The following is a 20,891-nucleotide window of genomic DNA, read 5'->3' as shown; positions in this document are numbered from 1 at the left end:
CAGATCGGCGCGAAACAGTTCACGCGTGAAACAAAGCGTTGCGAACCCCGACACAGGCGCACAGCACCGCAACGGATGGGCGCATCCGGTTGCGTCAAGGTCTACCCTTTCACCGCCAACGAGCGGAAGTACACGATCTCACCGTCATTTCCTTCGAAAAGTCGGCAAACGGTTGCAAAATGCAACGCAAGGTACAATGACCCCTTACCCAAGCTTCCATCAGACGCCTGTTTGATGTGAAGCCAGTCACACATCACCCGTCGCTTCTTGACGATTTTCGATCTGGATGGATCTGTCCATCCTGTGACCAGGTCGGTGCTTTGGTCGCTGCATGCGCCAGGTTCACCGGCCGCTTTGAGCCGACACCCCTGTCTGCTGCGAGTCCCGCATCCATCGGTTTGAAACCGTCGCCAGCACAAGCTGAAGCGAAGTCTTCTTACCTTGCTTTGACGAGACGTTTGTTGCCCTGACCCATTGGCGCGTTCGACGCGCCAGATACGGTCGTTTTTTAAGGAACCCCTGATGAATATGTCCCGATCGCTACTGATTGCCGCCTCCGTCTGCGCCCCCATGCTGGTCCACGCCGCAGAACCCGCCACCTGCAAAAACGTGCGCTTCGCCGATGTCGGCTGGACCGACATCACCGTGACCACGGCCGTCACCAGCAAGATCCTGAATTCCATCGGCTACAAGACCAAGACCAGCCTGATCTCTGTGCCCGTGACCTACAAGTCACTGGAAAACAAGGACATCGACGTGTTCCTGGGCAACTGGATGCCCACCATGGAAGCCGACATCGCCCCCTACCGCGAAAAAGGCAGCGTGGAAACCGTGCGGGCCAACCTCGAAGGTGCCAAGTACACGCTGGCCGTGTCCGAAGCCGCCTACGAAGCCGGCCTGAAGTCGTTCGCCGACATCGCCAAGTTCAAGAAAGAGCTCGGCGGCAAGATCTACGGCATCGAGCCCGGCAACGACGGCAACCGCCTGATCCAAGGCATGATCGACGAGAACAAGTTCGACCTGGGCGAGTTCAAGATTGTCGAGTCCAGCGAAGCCGGCATGATGTCGCAGGTCTCGCGCGCTGAGCGCCGCAACAAGTGGGTGGTGTTCCTCGGCTGGGAACCGCATCCCATGAACAGCCAGGTCAAGATGAAGTACCTCGAAGGTGGTGACGATGTGTTCGGCCCCAACCTCGGCGGCGCCACCATCTACACCAACGTGCGCAAGGGTTATGTTGAAGAGTGCGCCAACGTGGGCAAGCTGCTCAACAACCTCGAGTTCAGCCTGAAAATGGAAAATGACCTGATGGGCGCTGTCCTGAACGACAAGAAGAAGCCCCGTGCCGCTGCCACCGCCTGGCTCAAGGCCAACCAGTCTGTGCTGGAAGCCTGGCTCGACGGCGTGACCACCTTTGACGGCAAGAAGCCGGCGCTCGACGTGGTGAAAGCCGCGCTGGCCAAGTAAGCCCCCTTTGAGCCCTTGGTGGCCACAAGCCGCCAAGGGCTCAAATGCTCTCACCCGCATCCTTGGGTGAGCCCGCCCTCGTGGCGACCTTTTCTTGCTCCATGGACATCCAAAAAATTCCCCTCGGCAACTACATTGCCGACTTCATCGACTGGCTCACGCTGCACGGCGCTGATTACTTCGATGCCTTCGCCGACACCCTGGGCGCTGCCATCAATGGCTCCACCCAATCTTTGCTGTGGTTCCACCCGCTTGCGCTGATCGCCATCTTTGGCTTGATCGCCCAAGGCATCCAGCGCAAATGGATGTTGACCCTTTTCACCGTGGCTTCATTTTTGCTGATCCTGAACCTGGGTTACTGGCAAGAGACCATCGAGACGCTGGCCCAGGTGCTGTTCGCCACCGTGGTGTGCGTGATCATCGGCGTGCCGCTCGGCATTTACGCCGCCCACAAGCCCCGCTTCTACATGGCCATGCAACCGGTGCTCGACCTGATGCAGACGGTGCCGACCTTTGTTTACCTGATCCCCACCCTGACGCTCTTCGGTCTGGGTGTGGTGCCCGGCCTGATTTCCACCGTGGTATTTGCACTGGCCGCGCCCATTCGCCTCACCTACCTGGGCATTCACGATGTGCCCACCGACCTGATGGACGCCGGCAAAGCCTTTGGCTGCTCGCGCACCCAGTTGCTTACCCGCATTGAACTGCCCCACGCCATGCCCAGCATTTCCGCCGGCATCACGCAGTGCATCATGCTGTCGCTCTCCATGGTCGTCGTGGCCGCCCTGGTAGGCGCCGACGGCCTGGGCAAACCAGTGGTTCGCGCCTTGAACACGGCCGACATCGCCGTGGGCTTCGAAGCCGGCCTGGCGATTGTGTTGCTGGCCATCATCCTGGACCGCGTCTGCAAGCAGCGCTCCCCATCGAAGGGCGGTGCCGCATGAGCCTGATTGAAATTCAAGACCTCGACGTTGTTTTCTCCAATTCGCCCAAGCCTGCGCTTGACCTGCTCGACCAGGGCTTTTCGCGCGACGAGATCTTCAAACAAACCGGCCTGATCGTCGGCGTTGAAAAAGCCAACCTGACCGTGGAGCGCGGCGAAATCTGCGTGCTGATGGGCTTGTCGGGCTCGGGCAAATCCAGCCTGCTGCGCTGCATCAACGGCCTCAACACCGTGAGCCGTGGCAAGCTGCTGATCGAGCACGAAGGTGCTCAAGTGGACATTGCCAACTGCTCGGCCGCCCAGATGAAGGCCATGCGCACGCAGCGCATTGCCATGGTGTTCCAGAAGTTCGCACTCATGCCGTGGTTGACCGTGGCGGAGAACGTGAGCCTGGGCCTGGAAATGCAAGGCCTGCCCAGCGGCGAGCGCAAAAAACGCATCGACGACAAGCTGGAACTCGTGGGCTTGAGCCAGTGGCGCGACAAGCGGCCTGACGCGCTTTCCGGCGGCATGCAGCAGCGCGTGGGCCTGGCCCGAGCGCTGGCCATGGACGCCGACATCCTGCTCATGGACGAGCCGTTTTCGGCACTCGACCCGCTGATCCGCCAGGGCCTGCAAGACGAGCTGCTCGACCTGCAGCGCCAGCTGAACATGACCATCGTGTTCGTGAGCCATGATCTGGATGAAGCCCTGAAGCTGGGCAACAACATCGTGATCATGAAGGGCGGCCTGATTGTTCAACACAGCAAGCCCGAAGACATCGTGCTGAAACCCGCCAACGACTACGTGCGCGCCTTCGTGGCACACACCAATCCGTTGAACGTGCTGAGTGGCTACAGCCTGATGCGCCCCCTGTCGGAATGCGATCAGCGCGATGGCGAGCTCTGCCTCGACAACGTGGCCGACATCTGGCTCAAAGTAGACGAGCAAGGCACGTTGCGCAGCGCACGCCGCGGCACCGATCCCCTCAACCTGCAGCAATGGGCTGCCGGCGACAGCATCGAAGCGTTGATCACCCAACAACCCACGGTCGTCAGCGCCAAAATCGGCATGCGCGACGCACTGCACATCCGGTACCAGACCGGCCAGAAGCTGCTGCTGAGCGATGGCGACAAGCTGGTCGGCATCCTGGGTGACCGCGAGCTCTACCATGCCCTGCTGGGCAAAGCCATGGGCTGACACCTGCGTGTGTCTGCCTGGCGAACCGGCCCTTCGTGGGCCGTTCGTTTTTTGAAGCAACTTGATTTAGGAGGCCTTCATGCCTGCCATTCCCCTGCAACAGCTCTATATCGGCGGCGCCCGCGTGGACGCCACCAGCGGTGACACCTTCGACACCATCAACCCGGCCAATGGCGAAGTGCTCGCCACGGTGCAAAGCGCATCCAAACAAGACGTGGACGCCGCTGTGACCAGCGCCCAAGCGGGTCAACGTATCTGGGCCGGCTACACCGCGATGCAGCGTTCGCGCATCTTGCGCAAAGCGGTCGACATCCTGCGCGAGCGCAACGACGAACTCGCCCAACTCGAAACGCTGGACACCGGCAAGCCGCTGTCCGAAACGGTGTACGTTGACATCGTCACCGGCGCCGACGTGCTGGAGTACTACGCCGGTCTGGCCACCGCCATCGAAGGCATGCAAGTGCCTTTGCGCGACAGCGCGTTTGTGTACACGCGCCGCGAACCCATCGGCGTGGTCGCCGGCATCGGCGCGTGGAACTACCCCATCCAGATTGCGCTGTGGAAGTCCGCACCCGCATTGGCCGCCGGCAATGCCATGATTTTCAAGGCGAGCGAGGTCACACCGTTGACCACCTTGAAACTGGCAGAGATTTACACCGAGGCCGGTTTGCCCGATGGTGTGTTCAACGTGGTCAATGGCGGCGCAGCGGTGGGCACCTGGCTCACCGAGCACCCGGGTATCGAAAAGATTTCGTTCACCGGCGGCACCGTGACGGGCAAAAAGGTCATGGCCAGCGCTTCGGGCTCAACGCTCAAGGATGTGACCATGGAGCTGGGCGGCAAGTCGCCCCTCCTCGTGTTCGCCGACGCCGATCTCGACCGCGCCGCCGACATCGCCATGATGGCCAACTTCTACAGCTCGGGTCAGGTCTGCACCAACGGCACCCGCGTGTTCGTGCACCAATCGGTCAAGGCCGCATTCGAGGCCAAAGTGGTTGAACGCGTGAAGCGCATCCGTTTGGGCGACCCACAAGATGAGACCACCAACTTCGGTCCGCTGGTGAGCACCGCACACATGGAGAAGGTGTTGGGCTACATCGCGTCGGGCAAAGCCGAAGGCGCCACGTTGCTGGTGGGCGGCGAACGGGTCACCGAGGGCACATTGGCCCAGGGCGCCTACGTGCAGGCCACGGTGTTCACCAACTGCACAGACACCATGAAGATCGCGCAAGATGAAATCTTTGGTCCGGTCATGGCCATCTTCGGCTTTGCCGACGAAGCCGAAGTGGTGCAGCGCGCCAACAACACCAGCTTCGGTCTGGCCGCGGGCCTGGTCACCCAAGACCTCAACACCGCGCACCGCGTGATTCACCAGTTGCAAGCCGGCATTTGCTGGATCAACACCTGGGGTGAGTCCGCGGCCGAAATGCCGGTGGGCGGCTACAAACAATCCGGCGTGGGCCGCGAGAACGGCATTGAAACCCTCAAGGCCTACACCCGCAACAAGTCCATCCAGGTCGAACTCGGCGCCTACGCGTCGGTGTTCTGATCCCGCAAGGAGAACCCATCCCCCATGGCCAACCAAGAATTTGACTACATCATCGTCGGCGCCGGTTCGGCGGGCAACGTGCTCGCCACGCGCCTGACCGAAGACGCCGACGTCAGCGTCCTGCTGCTGGAAGCCGGCGGTCCCGACTACCGTCTCGACTTCCGCACCCAGATGCCCGCTGCCCTCGCCTTCCCGCTGCAAGGCCGCCGCTACAACTGGGCCTACGAAACCGAGCCCGAGCCCCACATGGACAACCGCCGCATGGAGTGCGGGCGCGGCAAGGGCCTGGGTGGCTCGTCGCTGATCAACGGCATGTGCTACATCCGCGGCAACGCCATGGACTACGACGGCTGGGCCCAACGCGAGGGCCTGGAAGACTGGACCTACCTCGACTGCCTGCCCTACTTCCGCAAGGCCGAGACCCGCGACATCGGGGCCAACGATTACCACGGCGACAGCGGCCCCCTGAGCGTGACCACGCCCAAGCCCGACCACAGCCCGCTGTTCGAGGCCATGGTCAATGCCGGCGTCGAAGCCGGCTATCCGCGCACCGATGACTTGAATGGTTATCAGCAAGAGGGCTTCGGCCCCATGGACCGCACCACCACCCCCAAAGGCCGCCGCGCCAGTACGGCCCGTGGCTACCTGGACCAGGCCCGAAAGCGCCCCAACCTCACCATCGTCACCCACGCGCTGACCGACCGCATCCTGTTCTCAGGCAAGCGCGCCATCGGCGTGGCCTACCTGCTCAAGGATCAGACCGTGACCGCCCACGCCAAACGCGAAGTGCTGTTGTGCTCGGGCGCCATTGCGTCGCCCCAGATCCTGCAGCGCTCGGGCGTCGGTCCGTCGCCCCTGCTGAAGTCGCTGGACATTCCGGTGGTGCACGACCTGCCCGGTGTGGGTGCCAACCTGCAAGACCACCTCGAGATCTACCAGCAATACGAATGCCTGCAGCCCGTGTCGATGGTGGGTGCGCTGAAATGGTGGAACCAGCCCGCCATCGGCGCAGAGTGGCTGTTCCTCAACCGCGGCATCGGTGCCACCAACCACTTTGAGGCGGGCGGGTTCATCCGCACCTCGGACGCGTTCGACTGGCCCAACATCCAGTACCACTTCCTGCCCGTGGCCATCAACTACAACGGCAGCAACCCGATCAAGATCCACGGCTTCCAGGCCCACATGGGCTCCATGCGCTCGCCCAGCCGCGGCCGCGTGCACCTGCGCTCCAAAGACCCGCACCAGCACCCCAGCATCCTGTTCAACTACATGTCCACCGAGCAGGATTGGGCGGAATTCCGCGCCGGCATCCGCATCACGCGCGAAATCATGCGCCAGCCTGCGCTCAAGCCCTACGCGGGCCGAGAAATCACGCCGGGAGAACCTGCGCAAAGCGATGCAGAGCTTGACGCTTACGTGCGCCAGCACGCCGAAACCGCCTACCATCCCTGCGGCACCAACGCCATGGGCATGGGCGAGATGGCGGTGGTCGACAGCGAAGGCCGGGTGCACGGCATGGAAGGCTTGCGGGTCGTGGACGCGTCCATCATGCCGGAGATCACCACCGGCAACCTCAATGCGCCAACGACCATGATGGCGGAAAAGATCGCCGACAAAATACGTGGCCGCACGCCACTGGCGCGCTCGACCGCGCCCTACTTTGTCGCTGGCGACACGCCCGCCAGACGCACCATTCAGCGGACAACCTGAGAACGCCCGGCATCAGGGGAAACACCGCTACACGGTGTTGACCGACAAGTCCAAAATATAAGCAGACATCGATTTAAAGATGCACTGATACAGAAAACGCGGTCCACCCTGTCCATCCTAGGAAACACCATGAACACAGCCCACTTATTGCGCTCCAGCCTGCTGGCCATCTTCATCACGGCATTTGCAGGTTGCGCCATGCACGGCCCGGACGGACAACACGCCCGCCACCACAGCCCGCGACCCGCCCTGGTGCTCCAGGTCAGCGACAACGATCCAGGCAAATGGAACCTGACGCTGAACAACGCCCGGAATGCCCAGTCCGAGTTGGGTGCCGACAAGGTTGATATCGAAATCGTCGTCTATGGCCCCGGGATCCACATGCTCAAGGCCGACAGCGTGACCAGCAACCGCGTCGCTGAGGCCGTAAAGGCCGGCGTCAAGGTAGTCGCATGCCAAAACACCATGGAGGTCCTCAAGCTCACCAAAGCCGATATGCAAGCCAGTGTCAGTTACGTGCCAGCCGGTGTGGTGGAACTCATGAAGCTGCAAACAGCGGGTTGGAGCTACGTCCGCCCTTGAGCCACCTCCCTAGAGCAAGGCGCCGGGCATCCGTCCGGCGGCCATGCCGGCCTTATTGGGAGGCCATCCGCGCCACAACACCCAACCTCTCGCCGATCGCCAGCCAGGTACGTCGGGTCCGCAGAAATTGCCTTGATGGTTGCGCCTCTGCATTCAGCCGCTACAGTTCGGACTGAAGAACGGTCCCGCTCGACAGCTCATAAGGGCCCGGGCGCAGTCGACAACGCGCGCCGATTGCGCCGTGACCTTGAGGCAGCAGACTGGGCGCTGTCGAACTTGCCCGAGGTTTTGACCAACTGAAGCCACAGGGCGGTGGACTGAGCGCAGTCAAAAAAACCTTGCGGCCGATCGCTTAAACTCTCTCTATCGCGGGTGTAGCTCAATGGCAGAGCTGTTGCTTCCCAAGCAACTGACGAGGGTTCGATTCCCTTCACCCGCTCCAAGCATCTCCAAGCAATGGCCCTCGACGGGCCATTTTTTTCGGCCGTGCCGGTACAGACCCACTGTCCAAACAGGCACAGCCTCGGAAATGTGCGACTTTGGTCCGCTCAAAGCGTCCCCTGGCCCCTCCCTTCTGGGACCCTCAGCCGGCAATGCCCGTACACTTTCGGTTGATCACTTTGTATCGACCTGTTACATAAACCCGCATCCGCCCGCCCATGTCAGCCCAAAACCGCCCATCTGAGCGCCTGTTTCGCACAGAGGCCATCGAAAGCCAGCGAACCCAGTTGTTGGGCCAGATTATTTTGACGCCGCGCATCTCCACCCTGTGGATGAGTTTTGGCGCTGCGTTCATGGCTTTGGCTCTGGTGGCTTTTCTGTTTTTGGGAAGCTATACGCGCCGTGTCACGGTGAGCGGCCTTTTGATGCCGGCCGGTGGTTTGATCCGGGTGCACACCCCCCAGACGGGTGTGGTGCTGGAAAAACACATAACCAACGGGCAGACCGTGAAGAAGGGGCAACTGCTGTACGTGCTCAACAGCGATCGCCCAGGTGACGGCGCCCAAAACCTGCAGGCCGATATCGCCCGGCAGACATCGGAACGGCGCGCTTCGCTGGAGCTGGAGGTGGGCCGGTCGCGGCTGATGCAAGCTGAAGAGACGGCCGGGTTGCGTCGACGGGGTGACACGCTGAAGGCTGAGGCGCGCGCCATTGCCGCCCAGATCGACCAGCAGAAAACGCGCATTCAATACGCCGAAGACGCCCGCAAACGCTATCAAACCTTGGCCGATCAAGACTACATCGCCCGGGATGAATTGCGACAGAAAGAAATCGATCTGTCCGAAGCCCGTTCGCGCTTGCAGGCCTTGCAGCGCGATGCATTGACCGCACAGCGCGAACTGCAACAGCTCCAGCAGGAGATCGACGGCAGCCAGTTGCGTTACGACAACCAGGTGGCGCAGCTGGAGCGCGAAATCTCCAACACCGATCAGCAACTCACAGAAGTTGAAAGCCGCAGGCGTGTGGTCATCACCGCGCCACAAGATGGCCAGGCCACCCTGGTCAGCGCCGAGGTCGGGCAGACCATTGACAGCAGCCAAGCCTTGCTGACCCTGGTACCCGCCGGGAGCGAATTGCAGGCTCGCCTGTACGCCCCAAGCAGCAGCATCGGCTTCGTTCAAACGGGCGACCCCGTGATGTTGCGCTACCAACCCTTTCCATACCAAAAGTTTGGTCAACACCCTGGCGTGGTCACAACCGTATCAACATCCACGGTTTCTCCTTCGGAACTCGCCAGCTTGTCCCTTGGTGGCCTGACGCCCCAAGGCGCCAGCGGAACGGGTGAACCGGTTTTTTCCATCCAGGTGAAGCTGGATGACACCACCATTGAAGCCAACGGACAGACCCGTGCCTTGCAAGCCGGCATGCAACTGGAAGCCGACATCCTTCAGGAGCGCCGAAAACTGTACGAATGGGTGTTGGAGCCGCTCTACAGCGTGACCAAACGCCTCGCCTCATGACGATCAATCGCGCCCGGAGAATCTTGTGACTTGGACCGATCGCCTCTCTTTTGGGCTGGGTCAAACCCTGCCCGTGATTTTGCAGACCGAGGCTGCGGAATGTGGTCTCGCCTGCCTGGCCATGGTGCTGAACCACCATGGCGTGGCCACCGATCTGGCTGCACTGCGTTCCCGCCACACCGTTGCCATGACCGGCGTCACGCTGGCCACACTGACCGACATTGCCCAGAAGGAACAACTGGGCACCCGTGGCCTGCGACTGGAACTCAATGAACTGGCACAACTTCGTTTGCCGGCCATCCTGCACTGGGATCTGAACCATTTTGTGGTGCTCAAGTCGGTCAGCCGCGACCAGGTGGTGGTGCACGACCCGGCCTTTGGCGAGCGCCGTTTGACGTTCGCAGAGGTATCGAGACACTTCACAGGCGTGGCACTCGAACTCTGGCCCAACCCCGGTTTTGCCAGGCGCGAGGAAAAAACACGCGTCAAGCTCTCGCAACTCATCGGACAGGTCAGCGGTTTCTGGACCACGCTGGGTCAGGTGCTGATGCTCTCTCTCGCTCTGGAAATCTTTGGCCTGGCCTCACCCTTGTTCATGCAATGGGTGCTGGACGATGTGGTCGTCTCGCGCGACACCCAGCTGCTCACCACGCTGGCGCTGGGCTTTGGCCTGCTGATGATCGTGCAACAGGCCACCAATCTGATCCGGTCATGGTTGCTGATGGTGATCAACACCTCCATCGGCCTGCAATGGAAATCCAATGTGTTTGCACACATGACCCGCTTGCCGCTGTCGTATTTTCAGAACCGCCACCTGGGAGACATCGTCTCGCGCGCCGGATCGGTGGATGAAATCCAGAGCACGCTCACCTCGGCGTTTGTCGAAGCCCTGTTTGATGGTCTGCTGGTGATTCTCACGCTGGTGCTGATGTTTGTTTACAGCCCCCCACTGGCCTGGGTGGCCGTGATTGCCGTGCTGCTGTACCTCTTGATGCGACTCGTGTGGTACCGCCCCCTGTACGCTGCCTTTGAGGAAACCCTGGTGCGCGACGCCTCGCAATCGAGCCACTTTCTGGAGTCGATTCGCGGCATGCGGGCGATCCAGTTGTTTGGCCGGCAGAACCAGCGCCAGGGCGCCTGGCAAACCCTGATGGTGAGCGCCACCAACGCCCGGCTCAAGGTCCAGAAACTGCAGATCATTTACGGCGTGGTGCGCGGACTTCTCAGTGGTGGCATGGCCTTGCTCATCGTCTGGCTGGGTGCCCAGCAGATCATTGCAACCGAACTGACCGTGGGTATGTTGACCGCTTTCATGGCCTACCGCGGTCAATTCGAGCAGCGGGTGATCGCCTTGATTGACAAGGCCATCGATCTGAAAATGCTGCGGCTGCACGCCGAGCGCCTGGCGGATCTGGTTCTCACCCCGGCAAGCGATCAAACCGAACGCCTGGGCGCCAACGATCTCATTGCCCGCGGATCAGGCCTGGCATTGACCCATCAAGAAAGCCCCACCATCGCGTTTGAAGCCGTGCGCTACCGCTACAGCGATCAAGGGCCCTGGGTGCTCGACGGACTGAACCTGAGCATTCCGCCCGGGCAGGTCTTGGCGATCACCGGCCGGTCGGGCTGCGGCAAGACCACCCTGATCAACCTGCTTCTGGGGACCTACGCCCCCATCGAGGGAAGCATCAAGGCCGATGACTTGCCACTGGCCCAGATCGGCATCAACCGCTGGCGCCAAGGCGTGGCCACCGTGATGCAAGACGACACACTGTTTGCGGGCTCCATCAGCGACAACATCGGTTTCTTTGACGAGCGCCCCGACTTCGAATGGATGACCACCTGCGCGCGCATGGCGGCACTTCACGACGACATCGAACTCATGCCGATGGCCTACCAGACGCTGGTGGGCGACATGGGCACAGTGCTTTCGGGTGGTCAGAAGCAGCGATTGCTGCTGGCCCGGGCCCTCTACAAGCGCCCACACGTTCTGGTGCTCGACGAAGCCACCAGCCATCTGGATGTGGAGTCCGAGGCCAAGGTCAACGCTGCGATTGCTTCCCTGAACATCACCCGAATCGTCGTGGCCCACCGTCCGGAAACCATTCGCTCGGCACAGCGTGTGGTGGTTTTGAACCAAGGGCGGGTTCAGTTCGATGGCGAGCCATCAGATTATTTTGAAAGCCTGGGTTTGCCTGCGCTGACGCAACGATGAGCCAAATGCACCTGCGCGCGGTCCTGCGCCCCACGCTCGCGGGGCTGGCACTGCTTCACATGGGTTGGGCACATGGCCTCGAAACGGGGCTTCACCTCCAACTCAGCCGCTCACTGACTCTGGTACCCATGTGGCATGCCCGGGCCGGCGCCGAAGCCACACCACCCAGGGCGGCGCCCGTGGTGCTGGCTTCATCGGCCAGCCTCGCCAGCCGCACGCCCGTTCAACCGGTCAGCGCCACAACCACCATGGTGCACTGGGCCAGCCAGGCCCCGCAGTGGATTCCTGGTCAGGGGCCATGCGCCCAGGTGGCCTCGCCCGCCTGGGATCAACTCAGCCTGAGCGAGGCATTGGCAGTGAGCCTGTGCAAAAGCCCAAGCCTTCGTCAGGCCCTGGCGAGCGTGGCCGAGCAAAGCGCCGGGGTGACCCTCGCTGAGACCGCCAAGCGGCCAAGCTGGAGCGCCAGCGTCGGAGGCAGCGCCGCACGCAATTTCATTGATGGCGCCACCAACACCCGATCGGTGGACGCCAGCTTGAATCTCGGCTGGGTGCTGTTCGACTTTGGGCGCTCGGATGCCGATCTCAAACAGGCGCGCCAGACGCTCGCGGCGGCTTTGGCCACGCAGAGCAATACCCTGCTCGACTCGGTGCGCGATCTGTTGCAGCTGTATGGCGAGGCGGTGGTCGCCGACGCAGCCATGAGCGCGGCCATCGAGGCCGAAGCCACCGCCACATTGACCGCTGCGGCGGCACAAGCCCGCTACGACGCCGAGGTCGGCACCCAAATCGATCGCCTGCAAGCCCAGACCGCTCTGGCCCAGGCCACGCTGGCCAAGGTGCGCGCTGAAAGCGATTGGGAAAACGCCCGCGGCAAGCTGGCGCTCGCCCTGGGCGCCGACATCGCCCAACCCATCCGTCTGGCCAACTGGGAGCCCTGGAGCCGCACCCAAAGTGCACCGCCCGACCTGACTGCCTTGCGGGAAGAGGCGCGCTTGCAGCACCCCAGATTGCGTGCCACACGGGCCGAAATCGAAGCACTCGATGCCCAGCTGGCCTCGGTCAAAGCATCGGGGCGGGGCAACCTGGCTTTTTCGGCCAACGCAGGCCACTCCAGCAACTGGGGCAACAATGGCACCACAACCACCGTGAGCAACGTGCCCAGCACAGGAGTCTCTCTCACAGCCACTTTCCCGCTGTTCAATGAACGCGAATCCAGCGCCCAACAAGCCCGGGTGGTGGCTCAATCGACCGCCAAGCAAGCCGAACTCGAAACGGTTCAGCGCGATGTCGACACCCTGCTCTGGCAAGCCCATCGCGCTGTGATCACCAGCGGCAAAAGCGTCGAGGCCAGCGAGCGCCTGCTGATCGCAGCCAAAAGCACCCTTGAAGTGGCCCAGGGTCGCTACAAGGCGGGCGTGGGTTCGATGGTGGATTTGCTCACCGCCCAATCGGCGCTGGCCGATGCACGCCGCCAACAGGTCGCGGCACTGGTGGACAAGCTCACCGCCCAGACGCAGCTCAGCTTGGCTGCGGGGCGCATTGGCTTTTGAACGGCATCAGCGTCGCTGACACCTGACCTGCCCCGATCACACTGGGCCAATCACCCGCCGGGCCAAACAAAAAAAAGGCGCCAGATGGCGCCTTTTTGTTGCCGATTGCACCCGCCTGCCGGGTGCTCTCCAACAGCACACCAGCCTGGTGATCACACCAGAGGCACACCCGTTTTCGACTGCAGGAATTCGCGCGTGACCTCAGGCGCCAACTCCACCACCTTCAAGCCCTCAGGCGTCACATCCATCACAGCCAGGTCGGTGATGATGCGGTTGACCACACCCACACCCGTCAGTGGCAAGGTGCACTCGGGGATGATTTTCAGATCTTCGGTGCCGTCTTTTTTCTTGGCCACGTGCTCCATCAAGATGATCACGCGCTTCACGCCCGCCACCAGATCCATCGCACCGCCCATGCCTTTGACCATCTTGCCAGGGATCATCCAGTTGGCCAGATCGCCTTTGGCGCTGACCTGCATGGCACCGAGGATGGAGAGGTTGATCTTGCCGCCACGGATCATCGCAAACGACTGATCGCTGCCAAAAATGGCCGAGCCCTTCATGGTGGTCACGGTCTGCTTGCCGGCGTTGATCAGATCGGCATCCACCTCGTCGTCGTACGGAAACGGGCCGATGCCCAGCATGCCGTTCTCGCTTTGCAGCCACACCTCGACATGGTCGGGCACGTGGTTGGCCACCAGCGTCGGGATGCCGATACCGAGGTTCACGTAAAAGCCGTCTTGCAATTCTTGTGCCGCACGCGCGGCCATTTGGTCTTGGGTCCAAGGCATTTCTGTTCTCCTTATTTGCGGTCGCGGACAGTGCGCTTTTCAATGCGTTTCTCGGGCGAGGCATTGAGCACGATGCGGTGCACATAAATGCCAGGCAGGTGCACATCGTCGGGCTCGATATCGCCAGTTGGCACGATGCGTTCGACTTCCACGATACAAATCTTGCCGGCGGTCGCTGCAGCGGGGTTGAAGTTGCGGGCCGTCTTGTTGAAGCGCAGGTTGCCTGACATATCGGCCACATCGGCCTTGATCAGGGACACCTCGGGCATCAGCGAGCGCTCCATCACATAGGTTTCCCCATCGAACTCGCGCAACTCCTTGCCTTCCGCCACCAGCGTGCCCACACCGGTCTTGGTGAAAAAGGCCGGAATGCCGGCGCCGCCAGCCCGCAGCTTTTCGGCCAGCGTGCCCTGGGGCGTGAATTCGAGTTCGAGTTCACCGGCCAGGTACTGACGTTCAAATTCCTTGTTCTCACCCACGTAGCTGGAAATCATTTTCTTGATCTGGCGCGTCTGCAGCAGCTTGCCAAGACCAAAGTCGTCCACACCCGCGTTGTTGGAGATCGCGGTCAGGTTCTTCACACCCGAATCGCGCAGCGCGTCGATCAGGGCTTCAGGGATGCCACACAGGCCAAAACCGCCCACGGCGATCAGTTGGCCATCAGCCACCACGCCTTTGAGGGCTTCGGCAGCGCTGGGGTAAATCTTGTTCACTTCGTTTGCTCCAAGGGTTGAACACGAGAGGATGCTCGGCAAAACGCTACGATACTACGTAACCACATACGTAGTTTGACCTAGTGACTAACCCTCATATCGCGGGCGACACGCCCGAAAGAGAAATTGACTACCGCCTGGCCTTTGACCTGGCGCCTCTGGGCATGGCGTTGTCACGCCACCGGATCATGGTCGACTGCAACCAGGCTTTGTGCGAGATGTTTGGCGCCACGCGCGACCAGCTCATTGGCCAGAGCTTTCAGGTTCTTTACCCCAGTGCGGCCGAGTACGAGCGAACCGGCGCACGCATCGAGCCGATTCTGGGGCGCAATGGCACCTACGCCGATGATCGCGTCATGAAACGGCTCGATGGCCGGTTCAAGGGCGAAACCTTCTGGTGCCATGTGACCGGCAGGGCATTGCAACGCGAATCACCACACGAGTCGGGCATCTGGAGCTTTGAAGACCTGCGCTTGCGGCGAGCGGTCAAGGCCGACCTCACAGGCCGCGAACGCGAGGTGGCTGCGCTGCTGATGGATGGGCTCACCAGCAAGGAAATTGGCAAGGCGCTGGGCATCAGTCACCGCACGGTGGAGATTCACCGTGCCCGCCTGATTCGAAAGTATGAAGCCCACAGCACACCCGACCTGGTGCACCGGCTGGTCGCTGGCTGAGAGCCGGTCAGGGCGCTGCTGGAATGCGCCCCAGCACGAGTTCAACCGCCATGCCCAGCGACAGAAGCCGCTTGTCGCTGCCCGGCAGCCCGTCCATCTCCAGGCCCACCGGCAAGCCACTGCTGGCACCCATGCCCATCGGCAGTTGAAGGCCGGGCAAACCGGCATTGCTCCCCGGGTCGGTGTTCTGAATGAAAAGACCAAACACCTCCAGGGCACTGCTTTGAGGCCCGGCCGAAGGGGCAACCTGTGGCACCGTGGGAAACACGAGGGCATCGAGGCGCAGCTGTACGAATGTGTCGGTGTACCAGCGCTGCATGGCCGGCCGGTGCACATCGATCGCGGCCCGGTAAATCGGCTCAGCGTCCACCAGTTTGCCCGGCGTCGGCGCTGGCAGCTTTCTGGGCACCACGAGGGCGTCATAAGTGCCCTTCACATCCGGGCTGGATATGCCCGCAACCAGCTGCGCCACGCTCACGCCCGTGCCCCGCTCATGCAGGTACTTCACCATGTCGTCATAGGCCTCATAGAGGGCCACTGGAAATCCCACCGCCGCATTGAGCTCGACCAACCGGGTGGCGTCGACGGGCACCACGGTGACGCCAGCAGTGCGCAGGCGGTCAAGCGCCGTATCAAATGCCGCGCGCGTGTCTGCATCCAGATTGGCCTGGAACGACGCTGCCAATCCCAGACGAACACCTTTGAGGTCGGCCGCGCGAACCGGCTCGCCGCCCGCAATCACCCCGTCCAGCAGCGCCACATCCGCCACCGACACCCCCATGGGACCAGCGGTGTCACGGGTGTGGGAAATCGGCACGATACCCGTTTGGGCATAGCGGCCCATGGTTGGACGCAAGGCGGCGCAGCCATTGAGGGAACAGGGAATGCGCATGGACCCACCGGTGTCGGTGCCGAGCCCCATCGGTGCCATGCGTGCGCCCACCGCAACCGCACTGCCTGCCGAAGAGCCTCCGGCCATTTTGGTGGCGTCGTATGCGTTTCGAACACCGGGTTCGGGGCCCGTGTTGAAGTTGGCATTGAAACCCGAGATGCCAAAGGCCAGCTCGTGCAGCTGGGTCTTGCCCAGCAGAATGGCACCAGCATCACGCATTTTTTTCACCACCGGCGCATCCACTTTGGGGACGAATCCGCTCAATGCCGCTGTACCGGCGGTGGTGGGCAACCCTGCCACTTCGATATTGTCTTTCACCACATACGGCACGCCCTGCAAGGGCAGACAGGGCTGACCCGCAGCCAGCCGCTGATCGGCACGGCGTGCGGCGGCGATCGCCCCATCTGCGTCCAGTGTGACAAAGGCATTGAGATGGGCTCTTGCCTGGGCACGCTCAAGGTAGGCACGGGTCAACCGCTCGCTGCTCACCCTGCTGGAGCAGACCGCCTCGACAGCTTCGGACGCCGACAGCCTGGTCAGGTCTGGCGACCCTTGCGCGGGCGGCGAGGCGCAGCCACCGAGGCCAATGGCGGCAAGGGTCAGTGATGTGAGAACGAACCGGGGCATGAGCAACTCCTTTGAATCATTGAACGACCAACCCGAATCAGTATGCGCATCGCTGGCCATGCTGTCTGTCGTCAAAAGCGACGACAACGCCCTTCGCGTTCGCCATAGGAAACCCTGAATTGACCCGGTGCAACGCATGCGATACCGTCCGGGAAACCGACGTACGGCCTTGGTCATTCCGAGCAACCGAGCCCATGCACCTATCTGATCTGGAACAACGCCAACTCGCGGCCTGCTTTGCGCTCCTGACCCAGGGTCTGGGCGAGCGGGACATCCGCATGCGCCTGGGTGAAGAGCTCCTGCGACTGTTCCGAGCCGACCATTTCGCCTCCTACATCTGGAATCCACAGACAAACCGCTTCGATCACGGTTTTTCAATCAACATGGATGAGGCCAACCTGCAGCGCTATGAAGACTGGTTCCAGTACCGCGATCCCATCACCTTCAAATTGCAACAGCGCCGTTGCGCCACTTTGGTAAGCGAGGTCATGCCGCGGCAAGCATTCATCCGCTCGGAGTTTTTCAACGATTTTCTCGCCCGGGACGGGCTGCACTGGGGCATCAATTTGCATGCCTATGACCAAACACGGGCCATGGGCGATCTGCGTATATGGCGCGGAAAACACCGCAACGACTTTTCTGCGCACGACCGCTCCATCCTGGAGTTCATTGAGCCGGCTCTGGTGGCCGCGCTCAAAAGGGCAGGCGCTGCCACCGTGGACAATGGGCTTCCACGCCAGCCGGACCCATCACCTGCTGCGGTTGCCCTCAGCCCGCGCGAGCTGGCCGTTGCGCGCTGCGTTGCCCGGGGCATGACAGACAAGGAGATTGCTCAGGCGTTGAAAATTGGCGTGCCCAGCGTGCGCACCTATTTGCGCCGTGCCCTCGACAAACGTGGGCTCAGGCGGCGCAGCGCCTTGGCTGGCGCCATGCAGAACCCGACCGTGGAATCCAGGTCTCTGCCCTCACAGCACCCGGAACAGGAGCGGCCCGTCGTTCGACCCGCTCAATGACCAAGGCGTTTCGAGTCGCGGGGGGTCGACTTGTGCGGCGCATGATGCGGTCGTATCTGTCGCGAACCCTTCGGGAAACCTGCGGCATGCGATTCAAAGGTCAGGGAAAACGCTGCACAACCCCAGCGATGCGCACGAGCCGGTGGTTTTGCAGAGCATCCCTAGGCGCCGTCAATCACCTCGGCCGCCGTACGAAAGGCATCCACCGAAGCTGGAATGCCGCAATAGACCGCCGCGTGCAACAGCACTTCTTGCAGCTCTTGCACCGTGGCCCCGTTGTTCAGCGCGCCACGCAAATGCCCCTTGAGTTCATGTTGTTTGCCCAAGGCGGTGAGCATGGCTACCGTGACCAGGCTGCGCGTCTTGCGGTCCAGCCCCTCACGCTGCCAAACGTCTCCCCATGCGTTGCGAGAGATATGGTCTTGGATGGGTTGGGTAAAGGGCGTTGTGCCTGCCAGGGCGCGATCCACAAACGCATCACCCATGACCTCGCGACGGGTGCTCAAACCTTGCTGGTATTGCTCATCTTGCATGCTGTGCTCCAAGTGTCAGAAGTTGAAATCGGCCAAGGATAAACTTTGACTTGATTCGAGCAACGCCATCAACACCATTCAACGGAGACAGACCCATGCGCACTGACCGCTTCCCGGCCCCCGACCTCAACACCTTGCCGGATGACATCAAAGCCAAGGTATTGGAAGTGCAGGAAAAGGCCGGGTTCATTCCCAACGTCTTCCTTGGGTTCGCTCGCCGCCCGGCCGAGTGGCGCGCTTTCTTCGCTTACCACGATGCCCTGATGCTCAAGGAAGACTCGGGGCTCACCAAGGGCGACCGTGAAATGATCGTCACCACCACCAGCGCGGCCAACAACTGCCTGTATTGCGTGGTGGCCCACGGCGCCATTTTGCGCATCTATGAAAAGAAACCCATGGTGGCCGACCAGGTCGCAGTGAACCACCGCAAGGCAGACATCTCAGATCGCCAACGCGCCATGCTCGACTTCGCCATGAAGGTCTGCAACAACGCGCACGAAATCGAAGACGCCGATTTCGACGCGCTGCACGCCCAGGGCTTCAGCGACGAAGACGCCTGGGACATCGCCGCCATCACCGCCTTCTTCGGCCTCTCGAACCGCATGGCCAACGTCACCGGCATGATGCCCAACCCCGAGTTCTATCTGATGGGTCGGGTGCCGAAAGCGAAGTAGAGGACGTCGGGTTTTCATGGTACAGGCAAGGCCACCAAAGCACCGATCACCTTGCGGCACTCTGGAGCCGTCGGCCGCCTTTTCCAATCGATGCCCAATTTGCCAGTGAGCTTGGCCTGCATTGCCGACTTCTCTGCGCGCATGGACTGCTCAAATGCGGCATCCTTTTTACCCCTCGCGGCCATCACCAAAGCCTGTGAGGCCTGTTCGCGGACTTTGGCATGGCGGCTCTCCCAGCTTTGCATTTGAGCTTCCATGTCCGGGCGGATATCGCCATACATGCCGCCGCAGGCTCGAACTGTTTGCTGCATAAACGCTTAGCGCGCAAGCAAACTCAAAAGCACCGAATCCGTGGGCTTGTCGGACGCTGAGTGCACCGAAGGCTTGGGCTTCACCAACTCTACGCGCCGGTTCTTGGCCCTGCCTTCTTCGGTTCGGTTGTCAGCCACAGGTGTTTCCGAACCAAACCCTTTGGCAACAAGGCGGTCTTTGGCTACCCCAGCATTCACCAGATAGGCCACGATGGCTTCGGCACGCTGCTGTGAAAGTTGTTTGTTTGCAGCCGCATTGCCTTCGTTGTCGGTATGCCCATCGACAGACAGCCTCAAGTCTGGACTCAACGCCAACAGGGAAACCACTTGATCCAGCGTGGGCTTGTCACTGTCGAGAACCACCGATTTGTTGGTGTCGAAATTGACGTTGAGCGCGACATAACCCTGCGTTTCAAGCTGTGATTTGAACTCGCCCGCAGTGAGTATGTCGGGCAAGGCCGTTTCAGTGATCACGCTCAAATTCAGCAGTGTGTATTGAGACCGGGTGTCTACAAAGACCCACTTTTTTTGGTCTTTGCGTTCGATCAAATGGACCTGCCTCATCTGGCCCGTTTTTTCACTTTGACCCAACATCACTGCGACCAGCCGTCCGCCCATTTGTTTGATCACGCGCTCATAGGTTCTTTGCAGCTGCAAACCAGACACATCTTTGCTATCGGCTCGCCCATACGCAACGCTCTCCACCTTTCCTTCGGCCTTGAGCTGCCCATTTTTGTCGAAGGGACCATCCTTCTCCGTGCAACTCTTGCTTGTGGACGTGCAAACGAAAGTCGCGTTCGGCCCCACCTGGGCAAAGTCCTCGACCTGAGATCGTTTGATCACATGATCTTGAGGCGTGTTGAAACCATCTGGATTCCGCAACTCACCAGCCGCAACATGGGCGGTCAAACCCAAAACCAACATGGCCCCACACAAATACGTCCCTGCTTTCATATTTTCCTGGTTTCAATCGAATTCAAAGAATCATCTGTCGATGACAATGAACGGAATGCCTCCAGCGAGATGTCCGCGACAGTTTCGAGAAAAAATCAACTTGCCGTCAAGCGCGGTGCACTGCCCGAGCCCTCAATCAGTGCCCTCGCCCCTTCAGACATCGGAATGGATTTCTGTTTCGGAAAATCCACCCACACCACCGTTGCGCCACCGCTGGCGCACACCGTGTCCGGATCGTCTGTGCGCAGCAGCTCGTGGTAAGTGTCAAACGAAGCCCTGCCCATTTCGCCCACATAGGTGCGCACCAGCACATCCCCCGGGAATTCCAGCTGTTTGATGAAGTTGCAAAACGCGTTCACGATCACCGGGCCCTCACCCTTGGGATCGGCCGGCAAACCCATGCCAAAGAACCAGTCGAGCCGGGCCATTTCCATGTAGCGGAAATAGATGGTGTTGTTCACATGGCCCATGGCGTCCATATCGCCCCAGCGGATATTGGCCACCATGCTGTGAACCAAACGCTTGTCTTCCGGCAACTCGAGTTTCAAACCTGACT

Annotated in this window: 19 protein-coding genes and 1 tRNA gene; 13 read left to right on the top strand and 7 right to left on the bottom strand. The window is 61.1% G+C overall.

Going from position 1 to position 20,891, the window contains the following annotated elements:
* The first annotated feature begins 528 nt into the window (after positions 1-528).
* The 10 genes from LPB072_RS08425 to LPB072_RS08380 all read left to right on the top strand — a co-directional run bounded on the left by LPB072_RS08425 (position 529) and on the right by LPB072_RS08380 (position 13,153).
* Positions 529-1,464, top strand: coding sequence for a choline ABC transporter substrate-binding protein (locus tag LPB072_RS08425; RefSeq protein WP_197508983.1), 936 nt, complete (start codon positions 529-531; stop codon positions 1,462-1,464).
* 101 nt (positions 1,465-1,565) lie between these two features.
* Entirely contained in the window at positions 1,566-2,408 is an 843-nt protein-coding gene (choW, locus tag LPB072_RS08420) for a choline ABC transporter permease subunit (RefSeq protein ID WP_066094807.1), read from the top strand.
* Positions 2,405-3,586, top strand: a complete 1,182-nt coding sequence (gene choV / locus LPB072_RS08415) for a choline ABC transporter ATP-binding protein (protein WP_066094099.1) — start codon at positions 2,405-2,407, stop codon at positions 3,584-3,586. Before choW ends, choV begins: the two co-directional genes overlap by 4 nt.
* 79 nt (positions 3,587-3,665) lie before the next feature.
* Positions 3,666-5,135 (top strand): betaine-aldehyde dehydrogenase, encoded by a 1,470-nt coding sequence (gene betB, locus LPB072_RS08410; RefSeq protein ID WP_066094097.1) that lies wholly within the window; start codon positions 3,666-3,668, stop codon positions 5,133-5,135.
* A 24-nt stretch (positions 5,136-5,159) separates the two neighbouring features.
* Positions 5,160-6,845 carry a choline dehydrogenase gene (betA, locus tag LPB072_RS08405; RefSeq protein ID WP_066094094.1) on the top strand — a complete coding sequence of 562 codons (1,686 nt, stop codon included), beginning with the start codon at positions 5,160-5,162 and terminating at the stop codon, positions 6,843-6,845.
* A gap of 129 nt (positions 6,846-6,974) precedes the next feature.
* Positions 6,975-7,427, top strand: a complete 453-nt coding sequence (locus tag LPB072_RS08400) for a DsrE family protein (RefSeq protein ID WP_066094091.1) — start codon at positions 6,975-6,977, stop codon at positions 7,425-7,427.
* Between the two features lie 368 nt (positions 7,428-7,795).
* Positions 7,796-7,869, top strand: a tRNA-Gly gene (locus LPB072_RS08395).
* A 217-nt stretch (positions 7,870-8,086) separates the two neighbouring features.
* Positions 8,087-9,388, top strand: coding sequence for an HlyD family secretion protein (locus tag LPB072_RS08390; protein WP_066094086.1), 1,302 nt, complete (start codon positions 8,087-8,089; stop codon positions 9,386-9,388).
* A gap of 25 nt (positions 9,389-9,413) precedes the next feature.
* Positions 9,414-11,603, top strand: a complete 2,190-nt coding sequence (locus tag LPB072_RS08385) for a peptidase domain-containing ABC transporter (RefSeq protein WP_066094083.1) — start codon at positions 9,414-9,416, stop codon at positions 11,601-11,603.
* The gene (locus tag LPB072_RS08380; RefSeq protein WP_066094081.1) at positions 11,600-13,153 is read left to right on the top strand and encodes a TolC family protein; all 1,554 of its coding nucleotides are present in this window, start codon (positions 11,600-11,602) and stop codon (positions 13,151-13,153) included. The genes LPB072_RS08385 and LPB072_RS08380 overlap by 4 nt, the downstream gene beginning before the upstream one ends.
* A gap of 152 nt (positions 13,154-13,305) precedes the next feature.
* On the opposite strand, the gene LPB072_RS08375 is transcribed toward LPB072_RS08380, so the two are convergent.
* Entirely contained in the window at positions 13,306-13,944 is a 639-nt protein-coding gene (locus LPB072_RS08375) for a 3-oxoacid CoA-transferase subunit B (RefSeq protein WP_066094078.1), read from the bottom strand.
* Positions 13,945-13,955: 11 nt separating this feature from the next.
* Positions 13,956-14,657, bottom strand: a complete 702-nt coding sequence (locus tag LPB072_RS08370; RefSeq protein ID WP_066094075.1) for a CoA transferase subunit A — start codon at positions 14,655-14,657, stop codon at positions 13,956-13,958.
* Positions 14,658-14,821: 164 nt separating this feature from the next.
* On the opposite strand from LPB072_RS08370, the gene LPB072_RS08365 reads away from it, so the two are divergent.
* A complete protein-coding gene (locus tag LPB072_RS08365; RefSeq protein ID WP_066094804.1) occupies positions 14,822-15,331 on the top strand; it encodes a PAS and helix-turn-helix domain-containing protein in 510 nt (169 codons plus the stop codon).
* 7 nt (positions 15,332-15,338) lie between these two features.
* On the opposite strand, the gene iaaH is transcribed toward LPB072_RS08365, so the two are convergent.
* Positions 15,339-16,850, bottom strand: coding sequence for an indoleacetamide hydrolase (gene iaaH / locus LPB072_RS08360; protein WP_082877108.1), 1,512 nt, complete (start codon positions 16,848-16,850; stop codon positions 15,339-15,341).
* A 194-nt stretch (positions 16,851-17,044) separates the two neighbouring features.
* Between iaaH and LPB072_RS08355 the strand changes: the two genes are divergently transcribed.
* Entirely contained in the window at positions 17,045-17,863 is an 819-nt protein-coding gene (locus tag LPB072_RS08355; RefSeq protein WP_066094071.1) for a helix-turn-helix transcriptional regulator, read from the top strand.
* A 161-nt stretch (positions 17,864-18,024) separates the two neighbouring features.
* Here LPB072_RS08355 and pcaC read toward each other — a convergent pair whose 3' ends face one another.
* Complete coding sequence (pcaC, locus tag LPB072_RS08350) at positions 18,025-18,396, bottom strand: 4-carboxymuconolactone decarboxylase (RefSeq protein ID WP_066094069.1); 372 nt, start codon at positions 18,394-18,396, stop codon at positions 18,025-18,027.
* Between the two features lie 95 nt (positions 18,397-18,491).
* Here pcaC and LPB072_RS08345 point away from each other — a divergent pair, with 95 nt between their 5' ends.
* Positions 18,492-19,070 carry a peroxidase-related enzyme gene (locus LPB072_RS08345; RefSeq protein ID WP_066094066.1) on the top strand — a complete coding sequence of 193 codons (579 nt, stop codon included), beginning with the start codon at positions 18,492-18,494 and terminating at the stop codon, positions 19,068-19,070.
* Between the two features lie 14 nt (positions 19,071-19,084).
* Here the strand turns inward: LPB072_RS08345 and LPB072_RS08340 are convergent, their stop codons facing one another.
* From LPB072_RS08340 to LPB072_RS08330, 3 genes are all read right to left on the bottom strand, one after another.
* A complete protein-coding gene (locus LPB072_RS08340) occupies positions 19,085-19,381 on the bottom strand; it encodes a hypothetical protein (RefSeq protein WP_066094064.1) in 297 nt (98 codons plus the stop codon).
* A 6-nt stretch (positions 19,382-19,387) separates the two neighbouring features.
* The gene (locus LPB072_RS08335) at positions 19,388-20,224 is read right to left on the bottom strand and encodes an OmpA family protein (RefSeq protein WP_157694177.1); all 837 of its coding nucleotides are present in this window, start codon (positions 20,222-20,224) and stop codon (positions 19,388-19,390) included.
* A gap of 206 nt (positions 20,225-20,430) precedes the next feature.
* Positions 20,431-20,883: an acyl-CoA thioesterase gene (locus tag LPB072_RS08330; RefSeq protein ID WP_066094058.1), complete on the bottom strand. Its 453-nt coding sequence runs from the start codon at positions 20,881-20,883 to the stop codon at positions 20,431-20,433.
* Positions 20,884-20,891: the final 8 nt, after the last annotated feature.

Origin of the sequence: Hydrogenophaga crassostreae (assembly GCF_001761385.1) — a bacterium.
Taxonomy (GTDB): domain Bacteria; phylum Pseudomonadota; class Gammaproteobacteria; order Burkholderiales; family Burkholderiaceae_C; genus Hydrogenophaga; species Hydrogenophaga crassostreae.
Note: the sequence above shows the minus strand (reverse complement) of the source record. Positions and strands in the feature narration are given on the sequence as shown.

Excerpts from the sequence above, each read along its gene's own strand:
- LPB072_RS08425 (WP_197508983.1), top strand. The coding sequence starts at position 529 with ATGTCCCGATCGCTACTGATTGCCGCCTCCGTCTGCGCCCCCATGCTG.
- choW (WP_066094807.1), top strand. The coding sequence starts at position 1,566 with ATGGACATCCAAAAAATTCCCCTCGGCAACTACATTGCCGACTTCATC.
- choV (WP_066094099.1), top strand. The coding sequence starts at position 2,405 with ATGAGCCTGATTGAAATTCAAGACCTCGACGTTGTTTTCTCCAATTCG.
- betB (WP_066094097.1), top strand. The coding sequence starts at position 3,666 with ATGCCTGCCATTCCCCTGCAACAGCTCTATATCGGCGGCGCCCGCGTG.
- betA (WP_066094094.1), top strand. The coding sequence starts at position 5,160 with ATGGCCAACCAAGAATTTGACTACATCATCGTCGGCGCCGGTTCGGCG.
- LPB072_RS08400 (WP_066094091.1), top strand. The coding sequence starts at position 6,975 with ATGAACACAGCCCACTTATTGCGCTCCAGCCTGCTGGCCATCTTCATC.
- LPB072_RS08390 (WP_066094086.1), top strand. The coding sequence starts at position 8,087 with ATGTCAGCCCAAAACCGCCCATCTGAGCGCCTGTTTCGCACAGAGGCC.
- LPB072_RS08380 (WP_066094081.1), top strand. The coding sequence starts at position 11,600 with ATGAGCCAAATGCACCTGCGCGCGGTCCTGCGCCCCACGCTCGCGGGG.
- LPB072_RS08375 (WP_066094078.1), bottom strand. The coding sequence starts at position 13,944 with ATGCCTTGGACCCAAGACCAAATGGCCGCGCGTGCGGCACAAGAATTG.
- LPB072_RS08365 (WP_066094804.1), top strand. The coding sequence starts at position 14,822 with ATGGCGTTGTCACGCCACCGGATCATGGTCGACTGCAACCAGGCTTTG.
- iaaH (WP_082877108.1), bottom strand. The coding sequence starts at position 16,850 with ATGCCCCGGTTCGTTCTCACATCACTGACCCTTGCCGCCATTGGCCTC.
- LPB072_RS08355 (WP_066094071.1), top strand. The coding sequence starts at position 17,045 with ATGCACCTATCTGATCTGGAACAACGCCAACTCGCGGCCTGCTTTGCG.
- pcaC (WP_066094069.1), bottom strand. The coding sequence starts at position 18,396 with ATGCAAGATGAGCAATACCAGCAAGGTTTGAGCACCCGTCGCGAGGTC.
- LPB072_RS08345 (WP_066094066.1), top strand. The coding sequence starts at position 18,492 with ATGCGCACTGACCGCTTCCCGGCCCCCGACCTCAACACCTTGCCGGAT.
- LPB072_RS08340 (WP_066094064.1), bottom strand. The coding sequence starts at position 19,381 with ATGCAGCAAACAGTTCGAGCCTGCGGCGGCATGTATGGCGATATCCGC.